This is a genomic window from Brevibacillus sp. NPDC058079, from assembly GCF_042885155.1.
GTDB lineage: Bacteria > Bacillota > Bacilli > Brevibacillales > Brevibacillaceae > Brevibacillus.
In genome coordinates, this window is sequence record NZ_JBHVSO010000010.1 from 86138 (window position 1) to 106251 (window position 20114).

Below are 20114 nucleotides of genomic sequence, written 5' to 3' on the forward strand. Positions count from 1 at the left end.
CTTTTCTTATTTAAGGCTCTTGAGCATATCATATGTAAGCGATAAGAAAGAAGGTTTTCAATTGGAATCAATTTCAGAACAGGGGATGATATCGGAATGGGGTTCGATGAAAGTAAAGGTCTGGATACGATGCTTGATCAAGTAAAAATAATGGTTAAGGAAGTCCTTGCCAATAGCAATGAGTATACTGCTAAATTTTCCACAAAATACAAAGACTATTGGGAAAATGAAGGAAACCGGATCGATACTCAGCGAAGAGTTGGTTATTATGGAATTCAAGTTGAATATGCAGATGGTGAAGTCCATGTAAATGAATTGCCTGATGAGGAGTATTTGCGTAGAGTGAAATTAAAAGACTTTGCGCATCGAAAGTATTGTCTTTTATCGAAAGTAAAAGTGAAAAATAAAAAGATCGAGGCTTTCTTAGGGCAATTGGAGGGATTCAAAGAAGTACAAGCTCTTCTGCCATACGAGACAAAAGGGACAGATACAGTGATCTTTCTGTTTCCAAAAGACAATCAAACAAAGGATTGGGCAGGTTTTGCGCTTTGTGATGTATTAATCTATGACAGAGATTATAAAGAATACTTCAAATTGAAAACGCTTAGTAATGGGTTTACAGAAATCCTAAGTAACGGCATTGCTTGTCGTACAGGAATTTGCGACGGCGGATATATGGTACGACTTAGGGAACGATGCATCATTCATGAAACTGCGGAAGGTAGTTTGTTTTTGCTAAATGTAAATACTGAGTTCAAGCAGGAGTATACGGAAGAAGAGATGGAGCAAGCCTTGCAGGATTGTTTTGGTAAGACATTTACTAATTTGGAGGGATAAGCAGGAATGACTGAAACCTTAAACCATGTAGAGATTACACCCCAGTTACTTTATAAAGCGATTTGTACGTTAAGAGATCGATGGGTACAAAGAGGGAATGTAAAAGAGGTCTATCAGATAAATCGCGCATGGTGCTGGTCTTTCGCAGAAGATCTTTTCGACCTACTTGCTATCGAAGAGCGAGTCTCGAAAGATAAACTACTTGGAGATAGAGGTAACTTTGGAGATCAAGATGTACTGTTTTATTTAAGTAATGAATGTTTCCAAATGATTCATGATGCGAACGGTAAAGAAATTCCTATTTTTAGAGAAGATGGTGTTGATTACTTTGCATGGAATATCGATTTGTTAGAGAGATGGAATCTAAAACCACCCCAAGGAATGTCATGGGAGGAAGCGAATAGAGTTCCATTCGGATATCATGTGTTCCTGGTTTTCAATAACCGTTTCTATGATGCGGAATGTCCAGAAGGTGTTAATAGTTTCTTTGATTTACCTTTGTATAAAGAGACAATTCAAGAGTATCTGAATGAAAATCAGAAGAAAACGGAGGGAATGATATGAAAACAGTAATGTGGGCGACTACACCCTATGAAGATAAGCTTTATGTGAATGGAGAATACTTGGGAAGGATTGATACTTTAACGCAAGAAGAGCTGCTTGAATTACTTGCGAAACATGGCGTACTTGTTTTAGAAAAAAAGTATGAGTAATAGACTGTTTTAAATACATTCAGGGGGCTATTTGCTTCCTTCTAAAGATAAGGAGGAGTTTTTATGAATAAACTATCGCAAATTTGTAATGGTCAAGCGGAAGATTACCCTATTTCTAAAGATAAACTGGATAATTGTTATACGCCAAATGGAGAGACTTATCCGCTTTGCAAAGGGAAGATTGGAAAAAGTGAATGTAACGCATGCAATGTATATGAGGAATAACAGAAAATCGCATAATGGTTAGTTCCCAAATTCAATAGCGATACAAACGAAAGACACTCTTTAAAGAGTGTTTTTTCTTTACAGAATTTTTTTTGAACAACGTCTACCTATTATATGGGGTAAGAAAATAGACCTTTTAAGTTTTATCAGGTATTTTTATTTTTTATTGGACTTGCATATCATATAGGGTTTAGAACAAATCAGGCATTTTTTTAAAGACTTTATATGAAGGGGTGTCGTTTTATATGACGCAAATTGGTTTAGGGAACGAATTTTTGTATGGTCATGTAAATGGTAATCGGATACAAATCGCTAACAACGTGGAGCAAATTTGTGCCTTTATCATGAAGTATCAAACTGAATCAGTTGTGATTACTAACATCTTAGACATGCTGGAGATTGAAACGTCTATGGGATTCATCATGAAGTGTACGGATCAGGAATTTCTGCGTACTCAAATTATCCCGACTCTTGTTCCGATGCAGATGAGAGAAGTTAATCCTCCAGAGTTTTATCCTTATGTTACAGAAGGTGAAAGAATGATCGATAATGTTCGGTTTAAAACAGCGGCGGGACATTGCCTTTATACGCTTGATTTTTCAGAAGGTTTTCCAGGACCTTATGAGCGATTGTCAGGGTATTTTCCGTCGGAAGGTAAGGTCGAACAGGTATATCCAGATTCGATTTCATTTGGTGATGCCATTCAACAAGCAAGAGAAAAGGGATGGTTAGAAGAGTGAAGCCTTATCCATCCACACTTGAATGAAAACACCATAAAGGAGATTGTGTATGAGCAGTTATTATTTGAATACGTTGATCGTTAGAGGAGCTGATGTCCACTTATTTTTGGAAGCATGCAAAGGCGTGACTCCAAAGCATGAGGATATGAAAGAATCCCTTACAGAGAAGGAATTTACCTTTCAAGGTATAGTTCCTGTTCCTGTTATGGTAGACGGTCAGAAATGGCAAATGTTGCATTGGGGAACCATCAGCGATGCGAAATTTGTTTGTATACGAGAGGAGGAAGAGTCTACTGTTATTTTATTTGAAACAGACAGGAACCCTCCACTTATGTGGTTACGAAAAGCCATTGAATTATTCCCTCAATTAGACTTTGAGCTAAGCTATGTGGAAGATAGAGAGGGCATGGCAGGCGAGTTTTGTTGCAAAAAAGGTGTTTTGGAAGATATTTGTTATGAGCGTTGTAAAAATGAAATCCAATACCAGGAGTTTGCTTCTGGTTTATAATGGAAATGGGTTGCTTTTTAAACGTTCCGAAAATTTCATTTAGCTAACATACTTTATATCGATAGAGTTTTGAAAAAACTATATTTATAGGGAGCGGATTTATATATGACACAGGAAATGATGACAGTAAACGGCATGACAAAAGAAGAAGACATTCGTCCAATCTTGAAAGCAACAACGGAAATGGAACTTTCCCATTTTGAAATTCCTATTTCAACAGATACACGTTCGGTTGCTCAGTTTATGTCTATGCTGAAATTGTTTAAGTTCAATGATCCGATTCAGCGCAATGCAGATGCTTGGACGATTCATGGTAAATCATTGTTGATGATCTCAGTAATTGAGGGGATCTCGATTGGACATATCAAGGTACAGGTAATCCGAAAAAGCCAAATGAAGTACCGAAATGTGTTGGATGGGAAACAACGGTTGACTACTATTCGTGATTTCGTGAATGGGAAGTTTGCAATTGAATGCGACCGTTATGTAAGTGGCTTTGATGAGGAAGGAAACTTGATTTGGATTAATATCAATGGAATGTACTTCAATGATTTGCCTCAAAAATATAAAGACAAGATTATGGGTACGATCATTACAATTGAGGAATACGATATTAATGATGAAATGAAGTTTGAATTGTTCCAACGATGGAATAATGGTGTTGCGTTGAAGCCGTCTCAACTCAGAAAGGCAAAAATGTCCTATGAATTGCTAAGCTTGTTGGCAGAGCTGAAACAACTGGTAGTGTTTACTACTGGATTCTCTCCAAATGCGATTAACAATGATCAGCATGCAGATATGATTCTAAAAGCAATGGCAGTCATGGTAACAGATAATAACACAGCATTGGATAACAAATCGTTGAACAAAATGTTGGACGAAAATGTGTTTGTTTCTGGTATTTTAGAGGAAACAAAAGAAATTGCGGATTATCTAATGAATGTGCATCCGTTATTGGATGAAAAAGCACAGACGAAATCCTATGGTCAATCCAAAACTGTTTCGTTGTTTTATATGGCACGATTGGCGAAGCGGGAAGGGCGTAGTTTCGAAGAATTTGCAGGCTGGGTAACACAGTTTTTCGTAAAAGATTATGCGAAGAGCGGATTTGGATCTCAATCAGGAACAGCGAAGTTGGAAAGCGTCAGAAAGCGTAATGAAATCATCTTGAAGCACTATCTGAAACACTTCCAGGTTTCTGCTTAATAAGAAGTCTAAAAGAAAGCCAGGGGAAATTCTCTGGCTTTCTGCTTTTTGTTTTCATAAAAACTTAAAAGGAATTATAGGAACTGGACTTCCATAGGAGGAAGTCTTTTTTGGTTGGTCATTAGATAAAGTTACCCATAGATGGTTTCGATGAGGTGAAAAAGGGGAATATGAAGAACAAGAAAGCCCACCTCTTGTAGAGAGGTGAGCCTCCGTTCGGTCTATTTAGGATGCATCTTCAGAAATAGATCCTTCGGATACATTATCAGTTAGACGTTTTGCGAAATAAGCGTCAAAGTGAGCCTTCATTTCTCTGTAACGAGTCTGTACACTCTCTTTTTTCGCACTACCACTTTGGGTGGCAGCAATATAGGCTTCTGGCATATTTTCAAAGAAAGTGCGGCTCCACTCTTCAAATTCTGTAGGTGTAATCAAGAGAGCTTTCTCTTGAAGATCCAGGACGAGCTTGAAAAGTGTTGGAATGTGAATTTTGCGAAGGGATTTCTCCTTCTGCAAATAGGCTTGGTTGAGATAGAAGCTGGCATTTTGCATTTTACTCTTGAGTTCGTCTTGAATTCGTTGATTACGCAACTCTCGAACAAAGGCTTCCATTTCTTTGCCACTGAAACCCGTTTCTTCTTTGTGAATCATTGCCAAGATCTGAAGCACCAGTTCTTGGTGAGTAAAACGTTTTTTAGCGATATTCGAGATATTTGCTTTCGTTTGAAAGAATGGTGTGTTTGCAACGTCTTCAACCAGTTTCAAAACTTTCCCACCAAGAATTGCTCTGGTTGTTTCAATTTGACGCAATGGCATACCGTTATTCAAGCGGAAAAAGAATTCTTCCAGCTCCTCAGCTGTGGCTTCTTGAACGGTAGTGAGATCAAATTCATATTCAAGGATATTTTTTTGGAGTTCCTCTGGGAGTTCGGAAAACTTTTTGCCTTGAAGATCAAGATCATCAATAGGCGGAGTGGATTTGTCCAAAACAAATTTGTCAGAAATAAACGCAAGTGCGGTAGTAAGTCTTTGCTTTCCGTCAATGATATTCAGCACGTTGCCTTCTTTAGCTGCAAAGATCGAGTTTGTCGGCCATTTAATCATCATACTGTGAATCATTTTGGAGCGTCGCTTCTTGTCCCAAATATCCTCACTGCGTTGAATCTTCATGTCGAAACTCAGTTTTTTGGTTTTCTGATCTTTTAATACCTTTTCTACTTTAATTTTGCTGGTTGTAACTTTCATTTTATTGCCTCCTTTTATTGGATAACGTGTATATATAAAGGTGAACACTATAAAGGATGCGTTCATAGATGCTATCTATGTTCACTCAGTTTAAAATATATACATATATTCTGCAATGGCAATTTCTATAAATTACGATAGTGCCTTGGGGAGAAATGATAAATTCCACTCGATTAAACTTCGGGAAATTTTCTCGTGAAGTCCAGGGAGAATTTGATATAGCCTGGTTAGTTCAATCCCTTTTGTACGAGATAAATCCATATACCACCGATTCATAATACGTGAATAACCAATTTCAATAGATGGTTGCTTGAAAAACAAATCTGGAATGTTTAAAAATAGTTGTAAAACACCAGGTTCTTTGTGCTGTACACGATTAATGACTTCCGCAGAGTTTATCATCATTTCTTGTACGAATGACTCTACTGTTTTTAAACGAGAACAGATTAATTCTTTCTCTTTACCAAAAAAATCGAATTCCAAAAAGTTTAGTTGATCTAAGTAAATTTGAAGTTTCTCATAAAGATGAGTAGTTGCAGTGTTTTCTGGCAAATCAAAGGTTTTTGGTGATAAGAAAACACTCCACCCAATCATCTCACAACATTTAATGTAAAATATGTAGGGTAACTCTGGCACATCAATTTTAATGGCGTTTTCAAGTAAACTAATTCGACTGGTTGGGAGGGGAGAGAATGTCTGTTCGACAACTCTCAGTAAGCTGTCTCGTTGACTATTTGATGGGGGAAAATCCCTCACTTGACACCACGCTCCTGCCACACATTATACCATCAAATGTTGTTGTGTTGTTAACTTGATTAGAAAAAACCGCTAAATTTTCTGATTACAGTTCTCAAGATTTAGTGGATCTGTAGGCAACGGAGATGCATGTACTACATTCATCTCCAAGTAAGAGTGTAGATATACCTATTTTCAAGTATATGCGTGTTAATTGAAGAGATATGTATAAAAAAGAGGCTTATCATCGATAGCCTCTTTTCTTGTTTTGAATTATCGATTGTCAACGAATAATTCAAACTCATCGTTGCGAATCAACTCTTCTGCTAATCCGCTGATTTCCATTTGTTCGGGATCAAAACCTACTGGAATTGCCATGTATACATCCGTATCCTCGTTAACGAAAAGCAAGATGTATGCTTCATCATCACGATCTGCATAACCAAGTCGTGCTGAAAGAATCTCCTTACCCAGCAAATGTTCTTGATAGTATTCTGCAATAGGTGTGAAATGTTTATCCAGCTCTTTTCCTTGGCGATCTTCATCTTCACCAGACCATCGGTAGTGAACAGGGTACTCGCTGTTGTCAGAAAGGCGAACCGTTCCCTTCACGTAATAATTGACTTGAACTTCTTTTAGTTCCTTAATGTGAAGACCAACCAATTTTGCATAGTGTTTATTGAATTTCTCTCCAAATGTCTTGATAAAATCAAAAATCGCTTTCTCTCGACTTATACTACCCATCAACAATTCCTCCTCTTAATATGGCGTATGCCACCAAATTCTTAATGAATTTATCTATCATATGCAGATCATTGTAGAAATACAAAGCGCAACTTTGGCACGTTTCTTATCGCATATTTTTAAAATAGGATTCTCGTTCACGCAATTTATCAAGAGACAATTTACGCTCTACATTTATACGGATAAATTCTGTTCCGATCATAGAGAAATTGTCAGCAATTGGTTTATTTCGATTGATTTCTCTAATAAAGTAATCTTTGGAGTCGTATTTTGTTCCTTTGATAAAATGCTGAGCATCTTCCGCAGTGTCAAATAGAAAAGAAACTTTTTCTGTGGATTGATTGGAAGCATTGTAATGATCGACGATCAGATAATGCTTCTTTGCCGAATCCCAAATGGAGTATATCTTTTTGAGAAAGAAAAAGGTGTTATAAAACTTGAAGTTTTCAAGCTTTATTTCATCCCGCGTTACTATCCGCTGAGTTCTCCCGATGTCCCCGCTGGTTAATTCCACTTTTATGCCCCTATGATGTTGAGGCGAATTTGTTAGGATTCGTTTTACATAGCCCCTTGTGAGTTTTCCAGTAGGTTGATCCTTTTTTAGCACGATATCAACCAACATTCCAATCTTAATATTTCTTTTCACTGTTCCGTCTAACATGTAACCCACTCCTTTATATTTTTCCTTTTTAAATGATTGTTTATTATAGTCAATCAGGATTCGTCTGATTTCTCGTTCTATGCCGTATGAATAGGAATATATTTTTAGGACAATCCGACTACAATAAAGAAACATTTATTTTGAGGATAAAGAGGAGGGTTAAAGGGTGATAATCAAAGATTTGTTGGAACGAATGGAATATCAATATGTACATGAATCGATCATGAATTTATATCCAAAAGAATGTCAAAGAGTGATGGATGGTTTCTATAAATTACTGTGGGAGGAAATTCGAAATGTAGCCCCAATAGAAAATCAAAATAACATGACGATTCATGTTCAATATGTGAAAGAGCATGAAAAAGCAGAGCAATATATGTGGAATGTTTCGTACTCTGTAGATCGCAGATTTCATCATCAATATGGATTGCAGTTTGCAACACGAGAACAAATTGTATCGGCAATGGTTAAGGATGAGGATTTAGAAGTGCAATCAGCCGAGCAATATCTTGCTCATATTTTGTTTGATGTTGCGCGGGAGGGACAAATGGAGGAACAAGAAGACGGAATTCGATCCGTTGATCCTAAGAATCATTTGCCTCATTTTAGTGATACCGTCGAATATCGTTCTGTTGATGAGGTAATCAAAGAACTCGAAAATGACGAATTTATTGAGGAATAGGCATTCTGGCTTGCTCAAAAGGGTAAGCCAGTTTTTTATTGTCCTTATTGACTAATGTGCAAAAATGGTATTATATAGACTATAAACAATACAAAAAGAAGGAATTTAAGTATGAAGGAATTGATCAAACAAAAAAATAATAAACGTCGAAAAGAGAGAATTTGGATTGTAGTTGTTGTACTATTGCTTGCAAGTATTTTTGCTGGTTGTTATGCAATCAACAAATTAACTGCCTTTCAACATGTTTCCCTGGATCGTTCGGATGAGGCTCTGGGAATCGAAGATCAGAGAAACCCAATTGAGGAAACAAAGCCAACACCAACGAAAGAAGAACAAGTAAATGATGAGACAAACAAATGGAACGGGAAAATTGTAAACATTGCACTTTTTGGACTGGATCGTCGGAGTTCAAAAGAAGTTGCTCGATCTGATTCGATAATGATACTGACCATTGACTTTCAACACAACAAAATCAAACTGACATCGTTAATGAGGGATATGGATGTTCCTATCGAGGGACATGGAACTTCAAAATTGAATCATGCTTATGCCTATGGTGGTGCAAAGCTTGCAATAAAAACGATTAATCAAAACTTTGGTACGGATATTCGGGACTATATAGCTGTTGATTTCTTCACACTTGAAAAAATTATTGATTCGATTGGAGGAGTTCCCATCAATGTGAAGGAAAAAGAGATTAAATTAGTAAATGAATATATGAATGAAACAAGTCGGATTCAAAATAAAAAACCAACATACCTTAAATCCAGTGGGTTCCAAACACTGAATGGAATGCAGGCTGTTTCCTATGCTCGAATTCGTTATGTCGGCAACGGAGATTTTGAAAGAACTGAACGACAACGAACTGTTTTAATGGCGATGATTAATAAAGCGAAAGAGCAGGGGGTGTCTGCCGTACCGTCCCTTTTATTAGAGGTTACACCTTATGTAGAGACTACTCTTGAACGATCAGACATTCTTTCTCTTGCCTATAAGTACTTTAAAGAGGGGGATATGCAAATAGAACAAGAAAGATTTCCACTCGATGGAACATGGAAATCAGGTAGAAATCGTAGCGGAGGATGGGTGATGGATGTTGATATGACGAAAATGAAAGAAGTCATTCGAAATTACATTTATCGAGATATTGACCCTACTCCAGATACAGATGATTCAAAAACTAATTAGAGTAGAAATAAAAACGCGGTAGAGTAATGATTTGGAACAGACATAAAAAGAAGGGAGGGCAAGTCAACATGACTCACCGATCCCTTTAGAAAAGAAGATTCAATTGGTTGTTAGAATTGAAATTCCACAAAACAAAGAAATTGTATGGTCTGATTATACTATGAATCTTCGTTTTTTTCAACGAACCATGAGAAAAAAGAAGTGGGTGGTTCTTGGAATAATGGAATAGGAGTGGGATAGTATGAAAATCTATGTCGGTCATTCAAATTCCTTTGATTATCATAAGGAATTGTATATTCCGATTAGAAAATCAAACATTAATACGAAACACACGATCATCTTTCCACATGAATTTGATTCGAATCCTTTTGATTCAAAAACATTGTTTACAGAGGGATGCGACTTTTTTATCGCAGAGATCTCGTATCCCGCTACTGGTTTAGGAATAGAGCTTGCCTGGGCACAAATGATGGGGGTTCCAATTGTTAGCATATACAGAAAAGACAAGAAACCATCAGGCTCAGCTTGCATGATTTCCAATCAGGTATGCAGCTATGAATCAGTTGAGGAAATGATATGGTTATTTCAGTTAGTGACAAGACAAAAATTGAAGATTCAAGAAAGCTAAAAAGACTCCCATAAGGGAGCCTTTTCTATTTTGACACGACAACTAATCTTTTGATATGAGTCCAAAGAAGCGAAGGATGTTAATGAACAGGTTGAGGAAATCCAAATAAAGATTCAAGGCCATTAACGGAACATCTTCTTCGGTAAGAGGCTGTTGTTTCATCATATTAAAGTCATACATAACAAACCCAGAAAAAATTAAGATTCCCGCAATCGTCATTACCCATATGCCTGCGCTCCCTAAAGGGAAGAAAAGATTTAAGATGCTCAGAATGATAAGGGCAATTAAAGCTGCAAAGAGAATGCCACCTAAGTAGGAAAAATCTTTTTGTGAAATTGATCCATACACTGCTAATGCAGTAAATACGATGGCTGTTGTTAAAAAGGCAACTCCAACCATGATTCCGCCAATTTGATTGGTATAATGAGCTATGAGTGGATACGAAGTAACCCCGGTTAAAAATGTAAAGAAGTAGAGAAACGGATACCCGATTTGACCTTTTTTCTTTCGAAAGAATAAAGCGAAGATGAGTATGACTAACTCAAAAATAACCAGAGGAATAAACAGAGAGTCAGGTACAAATTGACCAATGAATGTTCCAATTGCTGCGAAAATCAATGAGATCGCAAAAGCGGATAGTATTTTCTGTTGAATGGCGTGACGTGTGTTCATTAGAATCCTCCTTGTTTTTGTATTTCATATATTTTAGTTACAAGGAAGAATGGTTATAACTCTACTCGAAATAGAAAAGGCCCGTCAAACGACGGACTTCTTTAATTGAGTTTCTTATTAGATGAATCTTCTTTATACGTATCCCATCCACGTTTTTCAGCTTCGATTCGTAGCATTTCTCTATAGTTTTTAGGTGGGGGAAAATCGCTGTCATTCCCGTCACCTTTGTAGAAGAGAAACATGTTCATCATTGGAAATGGTTTTATACTCCATTTCTGAGTTAATTTAAAAATGGAATCTATTGCTTCTTCTAATGTATCTGTGAAGTATCGAGTTTCGATTGTCCCTTGTAGCATCGTTGAATCAAATGTTTCTTTACCTTGCCAATCAAGTGTAGCTGCCCAACCATATCGTTCAACACCTTTATTGGTTCCAGCGTATCCATAGAAGACTGTAATACCTGCTGTGAATAGATTATCCATTGTTCCACCGCTCCTATTTATTATTTAATTTAAGTATATCAAGAAAAGAGAAGAGGATAGAATCATTAACAATACTTTGGCTCGCATCCAAATCGAGGATCCATTCGAATAATACGTGGTCGATTTGTATAATTTCGCTGAGCATAGCGAATGCATTGTCCTGTTCCACGAGGGGAGCCATCGTAATAAGCGAGTAAGTAACAACTCTGGTCTACCATAAATTCGTTTCGCTTATTCATTTTCTCTTTGCTATAGTAGTCCAGGTGAATCGGTTTTTGACCACGATCCTGATTAGTTGCATAATCAGAATGTCGTGCAACATCAATCACATGATCAGCCGTTTTTATCATTGTGTGATACCACTCAACAGCAATGGGCAATGTATCTATCCAAGCAATCCATTGATTCAAAAAAGGGATAGCAACTACATTTTCTATGTGGGGATACTTTTTCTTGAGATGATTTACACACCAAAAGAAAAGTGTATCGTAACCTAACGCCCCACCTGATACAAATCGAGTCATTCCTTCTTCGATGATCAATTTCTCCAAAACAGCGAGAGTGTGTTGCTTCGCTTGGATAACGAGTGGGTGATTGCGATTGTAGCCCCCAAGAGCGTTATGAAATCCTCCCATTTTGTCTGAGCGGTGTCCAGTAGCGCCAACAGTTCTTTTACGCCAATCCTCCATTTGTTTTTGTCGTGCATCTTTCTCAGCTTGTTTTTTTTTCATTTCTGCACGATATTCAGGATCATTAAACTTCGCAAAGCTGAATGTCATGAGATCAACTCCTATTAAGAAAAATCAATGTAGTACACTCCAAAGGCACCTTTTCCTGGCTCGCAGAATGTATAGCCGCTTTGAATATCAAAACCTTCTGGCAAGATTGGGTAAAATCTGCAATGCGATTCCTTGACATCATCTATTGTCGGTAAACACTCAGGATCAAGATCGGAAAAGTCATCCTCAAATTCAGATAGCACATTTTCAACAAACTCTTCTTTAGATGTAAATAGACTTTTCTTTCCTACAAAAGAGAGTATCGCTCCGTTCCCGTTATCTCTAAAAGGCATTAGTTCCATAGTAGTTCACTCCTTCACTTATTCTTTGCAGTACCCATTTTCATTTTCAGTAGGTAACCCTTTGTGTTTCTTTCTCCAGATTTCAATTGCTTCTTTCCAATGAGATATCCGCTGATTAATGGCAGAGAACGCTTCTGCATGTATCTTTTCGTTTAATAGAAGTTTCGCATCTTCCAGCTGTTGAATTCTCATTTGTGCATTTTTAATTTCTTGGAGAGTTCTCTTTTTTGTCCAAGACATTTGTCAATCACTCCATTTCATTTGATCCAACACATATCTAAATTTCCAAAAATGAATAGGGGTGGAACAACTGTGTCTGCTGGGATTTTAGATAACCGTCTACAATCTTTATTTTTTCTAAAATTGAATAGGATTCTTCTACTGATAATTCAAGACCAATGACTGGAATAAAGGGCGAAGACATCCATCTAATAGCTGTAATGCCTTTGAGAAAGTTAGAATGTATTCTTGTTCCTTCTTGAAAGCGAACCAGAAATAATTGATGATTATCGTCCTTTGCTTTAACTGGTTGATTTAAAAGAGAGAGTAAATTACCAAATGCATAATTTAAATAGAACTGTTGACAAGTACCTTTAGATGATAAGTTTTCGATACTCATTGCCATTATGTCATGCTTATATTTGTTTAGTCTTTCTAAGACCTTTGGATTCATTAAAATTCTCCTTTCAACTCCTCTGCTCGCCGTTCTACTCTTCAATGGTAACCGCGTGTTTTTCAAGCATCCGATAGAAGATAGGGTCGGGCTTAATGCCAACTGCTAATTTAGCCAATCCATCAGCAATTTCATTAAAGTCATTTCCTGCATGAGCAGTAACTTTCATAAAGTTCACAGTCATTCCGGGATTATTTTTGAAAAAGTTTTGCATCCAGTCGTAGTATGTTTTCGAGAAATCATTGACTCTCTTCCAAGTACCAGTTGCATGATTCGCCACACCATTATAGTCGTGGAGGATGACGACTTTGTTTAGAGAATGGCTCTTTGCATATAGTAGAGCAGTAATGGCTCCAAGAAGTTCTCCGCCGACTTGTTGCATTTCAATGGCATCAGGATTTTTTCCAATTCCGTTGTCCGTGTGGATGACTTTTTGGTTCAACACACAACAAAGCCCGAAGGAGTAGTTTGGGATGTCCTTGTTAAAGCTACCGTCCACATAGCAGTAGAGTACGTCAGGTTGCATCTCAAGATTAACAGCCACTGAGCTGCTTTCCCCTTGAAGATAGGCTTCTGCCTCTGGGCGATTCGTAAAGCTTTTATATTCAGCTCCTTTTACACCTTTGATAATAGGCTCCGCTTCTGCCCACGAAGACAGAATGATTCCACCAATCGATTTTTTCGTTACAGGATCTTGACCATATTTGATCGCGTAAAGCTTTTTGGTTTTACCTGCCGAAACACTATTGCCTTTTAAATAGTTTTGAGCTTCATCCCATGAACCAAAGCTTTTGTATTCCGCATCTTTCACACCCCTAATGAGAGGTTCTGCTTCTGCCCAGGTTTTACAAATTTGGTTTCTAACAAGACTTCCTGTTTTTGGGTTTACACCATTCTTGATTGCATAAAATTTAGCTTTTGCCATGTAAATCTCTCCTTTTTAAAATATACCTACTAAAAAACTTAAAATAAAAGCACCTGTCTTGTTTAAAATTATAATATTGTACGGATTTTCTCTTGAATTATAAGAACAAAAAGGAAGAGGAGGTGGTCTGTATAACAACATCATCTATTGTCATTATAAGGTATTCATTGACTATAAACAATAAACGGAACCATCTTTATCAGATGGTTCCATAAACTGTTTTTTATCCGGTTTGTTAGACAACTCGTTTCCACTGCATTTGCTGAATAACAGGGGTAAGCATTACTTTTTCTTCTTTTAGAATGCGGTGAATAGTGAAGTTTATTTCTTGTTTGATAGTCATCGCTTCCGAAAACTCTGCTGTATTCGTAAAGTAAATAACTTTCAGCATGAGTCCTGCCTCTGTTATTTCATCAATAAATACATTGATTCCATCATCTCTAACGCCAGCATGTTCGGTTAGAACTTGTGTAATTCGGAAGATCGCTCGTCGTATATGGCTTTCAGGAGTTGCAGGTTCAATAGCTAATTGAAATTTGACTCGTCTCACTTCTCGGCGTGTCCAGTTGATGATGGGCTGATTAGCAAGTACAGTATTCGGGACATAGAGAATAGCTTTATCGAAGGTTAAGATTTTTGTACTACGGAAATTGATTTCTTCCACCAAACCTTCAATTTTTCTGTCTTGTGTAGAGATCCAGTCACCTCTGGAAAACGGACGATCTAAGGCAACTGCCATACCACCAAACATATTAGATAGTACGTCTTTCATCCCCAAGGCAAGAGCAATCCCTCCGATTCCAAGACCAGCAATTAGCCCTGTTAGATTAAAACCCCATTGATAGCTAATGAAAACAAATGCTATTGCCATGAATCCGTATTTCGAGTATCGACAAAAGAGGGGGAGAAGGACGCTTTCAGAATTTACTTTTCTGGCTAAATTTAATTCAGAAGGGTGTTTTGCGTAAAAATCAAGCAAGCGGTACAAACCTAAAAACCCATAAAAAATTAAAATGGAAGCAAGGATGTTATTTAAGAATTCATGTTGAAGCGGGATTCCTAAACAGATAAAAAGGGAGACAAAGAACATCGCTACTATAATAGCGTGTCGCATAGCCTTTTCATAACATTCATAGATATGAACGTGAAAATGAGAATCTTTCTTGTTCAGGAATTGAATGATTTTTTGAAACATTGGTTTTACTAAATAGCGCTGGATGATCCAAGCTGACAGAAGTAATACGACAGCAAGAATCGTTTGTTTTATGTCAAACTGAACGAGTTTAATTAAGGCTTCAATTTGTTTCATCATTGAATGTCACTCCCTTCTATCGTGTGATGTGCAAAAAGAAGGGAAGAGAAGGCGTTAAGATGCCTTTTTCTCTTCCACGTTCATGTGCTGGTTGATAATTGTCATCAATTCTTCTTCGTTCAAGCTTTCTTTTAAGATTAGCTCTTCTGCAATCGCTTGAAGGCAATGCTTGTGTTTCTCCAGTAATTCAACGGTTTCCGTATATAGTTTCTTTGACATTTCCGTTGCTTCTTCGAGAATAGCATTATCGTCGGACTTGATTTGTTTCAGGTTAAGCATTCCAAATCTATCGCTCATACCCACTTGAGAGATCATTAATTTGATCTTATTCGTAGCATTTTCGATATCTGATGATGCACCAGTTGTAACCTTCATTTCACTTCCAAGAAGCAAATATTCAGCGGCTCGACCTGCGTATGAGATTTTGATGTCATTTAACAGCTCTTCTTTACTGTATAATCCCATCTTTTTCGGGATAATAAAAGCAACCCCACCTGCTCCAGATGTAGAAGGAACAATTGTCACTTTTGGAACTTCCAAGTCGGTTAAGAGTTTTGCTACGAGGGCATGACCTGCTTCATGCCATGCAACCAAACGAATCTCATCATCTTCCCGCGTATCTCCGCCTTTTTTCTTATGACCTTTCATCACAACCTTATAGTACGCATCATCAATATCGTATTTCGAAATTTTGCTTTGATTACGAGTTGTCGCCAAAATCGCCGCTTCATTCATGATGGATTCAAGAAAAGCTCCTGATAAGCCAACAGTCATTTTGGAAAGCTCCTCAAGATTTACATCTTCAGACAATGGCTTGTTTCGAGAATGCAATTTCAAGATATCAAAACGGCTTTTCTGGTCAGGTAAATCAATGGCAATATGCTTATCAAATCGACCAGGACGAATAAAAGCAGAGTCTAAATCACTCAGACGATTTGTCGCTCCAATAACAATGATCCCTTGATTGGAATCGAAGCCGTCCATTTCTTTTAGAATAGCATTCAATGTTTGGCGCTGTTCGGAATGAGACTCACGATCTCGACTTCCACCAATGGCATCAATTTCGTCAATAAAGATGATGGAAGGGGCTTTCTTACGTGCAGTTGCAAATAAGTCGCGAACTCGCTTCGCTCCAAGTCCTGCATACATTTCTACAAAGTCAGAACCACTAACTGAGAAGAAGGGGACTCCCGCTTCACCTGCAATTGCTCTGGCGAACAACGTCTTACCCGTACCAGGTGAACCATAGAAAATAACACCTTTAGGCAATTTAGCACCCATTGATGCATATTTTTTAGGGTTTTTTAGGAAGTCAACAAGGAATTGCATATCTTCTTTTGCTTCTTCATTTCCTGCTATTTGAGAAAATGTGGTTTTTGCTTTCGAAGATGACTTCGATTTAGATTTGGACTTGTCTTCTTCCGTGACCTCAAATTGTTGAGCGTTGGAATGCCCCATCCTTTTCTGGATAAAATGCATAGCAACAAAGAAGACCACAGTCCACATAACAATATTCAAAATACTACGCATCGTATCTTGAGTCGCTCGTGCATCTCTTGGATCGATCTCGTTTACATCAATCCCTTTTGTCAATAATTCATCTTTAAAATTTGATCGTTTTGGATTATCTGTTTTGTATTCCTTTCCTTCCTTATCCATAAATGTAAATGTAGGAGAAGAAAGATCGATTTTAACACTTTTCACCTTAGCTTCACCAATCATTTTAGTAAATCCGGTGTATTCTATCTTTTCCGATTCCGGGCCTTGTGCAAGCTGAAAAAAGAATGGGAGGAACATGATCGTCAACATTATTAAGAATGCTAATGTTTTTTGATTATTTTTAGCCCATTCCTTTGTTTTTTTCCAGAATTCTTTCACTTTCTATCCCTCTTTTCTGCAATCTCACTTGTAAAGTATAGTCATTGTACTATACAATATTGACTATAGGCAATACGGAAGTTGTTTGATCAGAAATGCTCTTAAACAAAGGAAGATTCATACTGATTAGACGGAGAGTAGGATGTATATAATGTTGAATAATAAAATTGAGAAAATAGGAGAGGATTCGTAGTGGATCATCAGATTAACAGTGACATTCGTGCAAAAGAAGTGCGTCTTATCAGTTCAGAAGGAGAGCAACTTGGTATTAAGCCGCTCAAAGAAGCATTGATGATCGCGGAGGAAGAAAACCTTGACCTTGTTAATGTGGCTCCAACTTCAACGCCCCCTGTTTGCCGTATTATGGATTATGGGAAGTTCTTATTTGAAAACAAGAAGAAAGCAAAAGAGGCTCGTAAGAATCAAAAGGTAGTTGAATTGAAAGAGATTCGATTTACTCCAAATACAGACGAGCATGACTATCAAACAAAGTCACGCAATATAAAGAGGTTTCTTCAAAATGGCAATAAGGTGAAAGTTGCTGTTCGTTTTCGTGGAAGAGAGATTATGCATACTGAAAATGGACGTAGAATTTTGGATCGATTAGCTCAGGAAGTTGGCGAATTTAGCTCCTTGGAGCGTCAACCTGCATTCGAAGGAAAGAACATGATCATGATTTTGAATCCGAAAGAAATCGCATAGCAGTACAAAAGGCAGGGGAACGATTGTTCACCCTGCTCTTTTGGTTTATTACATTTATAACGAAAGAATTCAATTGCATTAGGTTTCACGAATGTTTGCCGAATTGTTTCTTTTGTGAAGCTGGTCGAAGATACATATGTTTTGTAACTGAATTACGGCTATATCCAAGCAGTGGGGTTAATTCTTTTAGTCCTTTATTTAGCTGGAGGTGGTGATGCGCCATTGTGTGTCGCAAAGATTGTGAAGTAATGTTTTTATGTGTAATGCATGCTTCACTTACGATAGAATCGATCATTCTTTCAATTGTCTTCGGATTAATCGCATAGGTAGGTGTCTTCCCAGTACCAAAGAAGATGTAGCCGAGTAAAAACGAATCATCAAAATGTTCAAGCTTCTTCATATGATCCAAGTACATGCGGAACTCCAAAGCCAGCAAAGGAGAAAGATGAACAATCCGCGTATCTAATCCTTTTCTCTTCGGTACGACTATTTGGTTCTTCTCAAAATGGATGTTTGACCATTTTAATAGGAGGACTTCCCATACTTTGATACCTGTGTATAGAAGAGTGAGGAACGCCAATTTGTTTCTTCGATGCATAAATCGCAAATCTTCCGTCTTCCCATGACGTATGCGTTGGTCGTGAATGTGAGTGAGTGTCTGGATTTCTATTTGATTCAATAAGCAATGAGGAGGGGAAAGACTTTTTCTTGTGAATTCGATTAAATCCGAAAAATCTTCTGAAATATATTTACTTGTGAATAGAAACCGAACAAAGCTTCGTATACAAGATCGCTTACGATTAATAGATGCTTCATCATATTCCCTTTCTTTTTGTTGATCTTCATCATAAAAAGTGTGCAATGACTCGAAATATCGAATACAGGTTTTCTTAAAAGAATGCGTGTCCATCCTAAAGGAAAGCTTATTATTCCTTATGTACAACAAAAATTGCTCCAGGTCATATCCATATGTACGTATGGTGTTTGGTGATTTATTTAGGTGCTTCAAGTTAGAAAGGAATAAACGAATCCATTGTTTTACTGTCATTAACAATGCACCGCCCTCGAACATAAGTTTCTGTTATTATATCAAACATTTTTTGCAGCTTGTTAAAATTATCAAGTTTAGGATTTGGAGAAACTCTTCATAAGTGATTACGCATGATATACATATAGATTATGCATATATCATGAAAAGAAATAAGACATCTACGTTTGCAGATGTCTTTCCCTAAACTTTTTTCATGAGTTAACTTGCGTGAAATTGAGAAGAATGTTTTCGATTTTTTTCTTCATTTTATCTGAAATTGAGATACCATCAATTCTGGAATAGTAGTATTCTCCTACATATTCATCAAAGTGTATCCCGATTTGCTCTAATTCTTGCTGCAAGGCTCTGGGAAGTTCCCTGCTTCCGAACTTTTTGGTGTAGTAAGCCGAAGGGTAAATCTGTACATCTTCATCATTTTCTCCGTAGTAAATAACGAACCAATCCTCTTTCTTATAAACCAACCATTCTCCTTGCGTATGAATGGAAATCCGATCCATTTTCAAGGCTCATCACCTTCTCTTTTTATAATGTTTCCTCCTAAACAAGATGGAAGTATAAAAGTAATTCATAGAACAAAAAGAGCATTTCATAAGAGATGTATGCGATGGATACTACAATCAATAATAGGCAAACGAACCAACCTGGTTTACTTGTGTTCCAAATTTTATATCCATCGTGTTCTGACCACTCATCACTATTGGGTATTTTCTTCCTTATCAAAAACATATTCCATAATGCAGAGAAGTTGAACTTGAGGATCAGAATAATCAGGAATGCATACCAAAATGCAGGTAAAATGAATGGGGATATCAAAATGACGGAGTACGCTGCAAGAATATCCATGCTGGGTCCCGCAAATAAAACGGCTATCGGCTTCCATTTTGGTAGAGTAGGACTATTCTTTGTATACGAAATTACCATTCCCTCATATCGAAAACTTGGTTCTCCAATTCGAAACCATCCCCATGTAAATAGCGGTGGTTTATATGGATCTCCGATCACCAAAGCATCAGCAGACATTTTACATAACTTTCTCATCCAAAAATGACCAAGCTCGTGCGGTAATACAGAAGCAAATAACAAAATGGTTAATAAAGCTTTAAGCACTCGTTTCATGTAAGATGCTCCAATCTTCAATAATTAGAAGGCGAGTTATTTCAAGAGAAGGAATACCTTTCTTGTAAGTTACCTTGGTATTTCCATTACGTTTTGATAGGCTTCTTGGA

27 protein-coding genes are annotated in these 20114 nt (G+C 37.3%); 11 read left to right on the plus strand and 16 right to left on the minus strand.

Annotated elements, in window-relative coordinates:
• The first annotated feature begins 96 nt into the window (after positions 1–96).
• The 7 genes from ACFVS2_RS25605 to ACFVS2_RS25635 all read left to right on the plus strand — a co-directional run bounded on the left by ACFVS2_RS25605 (position 97) and on the right by ACFVS2_RS25635 (position 4229).
• Positions 97–837, plus strand: a complete 741-nt coding sequence (locus ACFVS2_RS25605) for a hypothetical protein (RefSeq protein ID WP_390239046.1) — start codon at positions 97–99, stop codon at positions 835–837.
• 6 nt (positions 838–843) lie between these two features.
• On the plus strand, positions 844–1401 hold the full coding sequence (locus tag ACFVS2_RS25610) for a hypothetical protein (RefSeq protein WP_390239049.1): 558 nt from the start codon (positions 844–846) through the stop codon (positions 1399–1401).
• Positions 1398–1550 carry a hypothetical protein gene (locus ACFVS2_RS25615; protein WP_390239052.1) on the plus strand — a complete coding sequence of 51 codons (153 nt, stop codon included), beginning with the start codon at positions 1398–1400 and terminating at the stop codon, positions 1548–1550. The genes ACFVS2_RS25610 and ACFVS2_RS25615 overlap by 4 nt, the downstream gene beginning before the upstream one ends.
• A gap of 63 nt (positions 1551–1613) precedes the next feature.
• Positions 1614–1775: a hypothetical protein gene (locus ACFVS2_RS25620; RefSeq protein WP_390239055.1), complete on the plus strand. Its 162-nt coding sequence runs from the start codon at positions 1614–1616 to the stop codon at positions 1773–1775.
• Positions 1776–2020: 245 nt separating this feature from the next.
• Positions 2021–2515 carry a hypothetical protein gene (locus ACFVS2_RS25625; protein WP_390239058.1) on the plus strand — a complete coding sequence of 165 codons (495 nt, stop codon included), beginning with the start codon at positions 2021–2023 and terminating at the stop codon, positions 2513–2515.
• A 49-nt stretch (positions 2516–2564) separates the two neighbouring features.
• Positions 2565–3023, plus strand: coding sequence for a DUF1281 family ferredoxin-like fold protein (locus ACFVS2_RS25630; RefSeq protein WP_390239060.1), 459 nt, complete (start codon positions 2565–2567; stop codon positions 3021–3023).
• Between the two features lie 105 nt (positions 3024–3128).
• Entirely contained in the window at positions 3129–4229 is a 1101-nt protein-coding gene (locus ACFVS2_RS25635) for a DUF262 domain-containing protein (protein ID WP_390239063.1), read from the plus strand.
• A 225-nt stretch (positions 4230–4454) separates the two neighbouring features.
• Here the strand turns inward: ACFVS2_RS25635 and ACFVS2_RS25640 are convergent, their stop codons facing one another.
• The 4 genes from ACFVS2_RS25640 to ACFVS2_RS25655 form a co-directional block, all read right to left on the minus strand.
• Positions 4455–5474, minus strand: a complete 1020-nt coding sequence (locus tag ACFVS2_RS25640) for a DUF262 domain-containing protein (RefSeq protein WP_390239066.1) — start codon at positions 5472–5474, stop codon at positions 4455–4457.
• Positions 5475–5606: 132 nt separating this feature from the next.
• Positions 5607–6230 carry a hypothetical protein gene (locus ACFVS2_RS25645; protein WP_390239068.1) on the minus strand — a complete coding sequence of 208 codons (624 nt, stop codon included), beginning with the start codon at positions 6228–6230 and terminating at the stop codon, positions 5607–5609.
• Between the two features lie 252 nt (positions 6231–6482).
• A complete protein-coding gene (locus tag ACFVS2_RS25650) occupies positions 6483–6953 on the minus strand; it encodes a hypothetical protein (protein WP_390239070.1) in 471 nt (156 codons plus the stop codon).
• A gap of 106 nt (positions 6954–7059) precedes the next feature.
• On the minus strand, positions 7060–7614 hold the full coding sequence (locus ACFVS2_RS25655) for a YwbE family protein (RefSeq protein WP_390239071.1): 555 nt from the start codon (positions 7612–7614) through the stop codon (positions 7060–7062).
• A 166-nt stretch (positions 7615–7780) separates the two neighbouring features.
• Here ACFVS2_RS25655 and ACFVS2_RS25660 point away from each other — a divergent pair, with 166 nt between their 5' ends.
• From ACFVS2_RS25660 to ACFVS2_RS25670, 3 genes are all read left to right on the plus strand, one after another.
• Positions 7781–8296 carry a DUF6557 family protein gene (locus ACFVS2_RS25660; RefSeq protein ID WP_390239073.1) on the plus strand — a complete coding sequence of 172 codons (516 nt, stop codon included), beginning with the start codon at positions 7781–7783 and terminating at the stop codon, positions 8294–8296.
• Between the two features lie 111 nt (positions 8297–8407).
• On the plus strand, positions 8408–9484 hold the full coding sequence (locus ACFVS2_RS25665) for an LCP family protein (RefSeq protein WP_390239076.1): 1077 nt from the start codon (positions 8408–8410) through the stop codon (positions 9482–9484).
• Positions 9485–9725: 241 nt separating this feature from the next.
• Positions 9726–10112, plus strand: coding sequence for a hypothetical protein (locus ACFVS2_RS25670; RefSeq protein ID WP_390239079.1), 387 nt, complete (start codon positions 9726–9728; stop codon positions 10110–10112).
• Between the two features lie 42 nt (positions 10113–10154).
• Here the strand turns inward: ACFVS2_RS25670 and ACFVS2_RS25675 are convergent, their stop codons facing one another.
• From ACFVS2_RS25675 to ACFVS2_RS25715, 9 genes are all read right to left on the minus strand, one after another.
• The gene (locus ACFVS2_RS25675; RefSeq protein ID WP_390239082.1) at positions 10155–10784 is read right to left on the minus strand and encodes a Bax inhibitor-1/YccA family protein; all 630 of its coding nucleotides are present in this window, start codon (positions 10782–10784) and stop codon (positions 10155–10157) included.
• 101 nt (positions 10785–10885) lie between these two features.
• Entirely contained in the window at positions 10886–11266 is a 381-nt protein-coding gene (locus tag ACFVS2_RS25680; protein WP_390239085.1) for a hypothetical protein, read from the minus strand.
• Between the two features lie 65 nt (positions 11267–11331).
• The gene (locus ACFVS2_RS25685) at positions 11332–12045 is read right to left on the minus strand and encodes an SLOG family protein (RefSeq protein WP_390239088.1); all 714 of its coding nucleotides are present in this window, start codon (positions 12043–12045) and stop codon (positions 11332–11334) included.
• A 14-nt stretch (positions 12046–12059) separates the two neighbouring features.
• Positions 12060–12347 (minus strand): hypothetical protein, encoded by a 288-nt coding sequence (locus tag ACFVS2_RS25690; RefSeq protein WP_390239091.1) that lies wholly within the window; start codon positions 12345–12347, stop codon positions 12060–12062.
• 18 nt (positions 12348–12365) lie between these two features.
• Positions 12366–12587 carry a hypothetical protein gene (locus tag ACFVS2_RS25695; protein ID WP_390239094.1) on the minus strand — a complete coding sequence of 74 codons (222 nt, stop codon included), beginning with the start codon at positions 12585–12587 and terminating at the stop codon, positions 12366–12368.
• Positions 12588–12624: 37 nt separating this feature from the next.
• On the minus strand, positions 12625–13020 hold the full coding sequence (locus ACFVS2_RS25700; protein ID WP_390239097.1) for a hypothetical protein: 396 nt from the start codon (positions 13018–13020) through the stop codon (positions 12625–12627).
• 34 nt (positions 13021–13054) lie between these two features.
• Positions 13055–13945 carry a ribonuclease H1 domain-containing protein gene (locus tag ACFVS2_RS25705; RefSeq protein WP_390239099.1) on the minus strand — a complete coding sequence of 297 codons (891 nt, stop codon included), beginning with the start codon at positions 13943–13945 and terminating at the stop codon, positions 13055–13057.
• 235 nt (positions 13946–14180) lie between these two features.
• Entirely contained in the window at positions 14181–15257 is a 1077-nt protein-coding gene (locus ACFVS2_RS25710) for a mechanosensitive ion channel family protein (RefSeq protein WP_390239101.1), read from the minus strand.
• A 54-nt stretch (positions 15258–15311) separates the two neighbouring features.
• On the minus strand, positions 15312–17135 hold the full coding sequence (locus ACFVS2_RS25715; RefSeq protein ID WP_390239104.1) for an ATP-dependent metallopeptidase FtsH/Yme1/Tma family protein: 1824 nt from the start codon (positions 17133–17135) through the stop codon (positions 15312–15314).
• A 192-nt stretch (positions 17136–17327) separates the two neighbouring features.
• Between ACFVS2_RS25715 and infC the strand changes: the two genes are divergently transcribed.
• Complete coding sequence (gene infC / locus ACFVS2_RS25720; protein WP_390239107.1) at positions 17328–17837, plus strand: translation initiation factor IF-3; 510 nt, start codon at positions 17328–17330, stop codon at positions 17835–17837.
• 85 nt (positions 17838–17922) lie between these two features.
• Here the strand turns inward: infC and ACFVS2_RS25725 are convergent, their stop codons facing one another.
• The 3 genes from ACFVS2_RS25725 to ACFVS2_RS25735 all read right to left on the minus strand — a co-directional run bounded on the left by ACFVS2_RS25725 (position 17923) and on the right by ACFVS2_RS25735 (position 20004).
• Positions 17923–18885: a tyrosine-type recombinase/integrase gene (locus ACFVS2_RS25725; RefSeq protein ID WP_390239110.1), complete on the minus strand. Its 963-nt coding sequence runs from the start codon at positions 18883–18885 to the stop codon at positions 17923–17925.
• Between the two features lie 194 nt (positions 18886–19079).
• Positions 19080–19391, minus strand: coding sequence for a hypothetical protein (locus ACFVS2_RS25730; protein ID WP_390239112.1), 312 nt, complete (start codon positions 19389–19391; stop codon positions 19080–19082).
• Positions 19392–19425: 34 nt separating this feature from the next.
• A complete protein-coding gene (locus tag ACFVS2_RS25735) occupies positions 19426–20004 on the minus strand; it encodes a site-2 protease family protein (RefSeq protein ID WP_390239115.1) in 579 nt (192 codons plus the stop codon).
• Between the last annotated feature and the right edge of the window lie 110 nt (positions 20005–20114).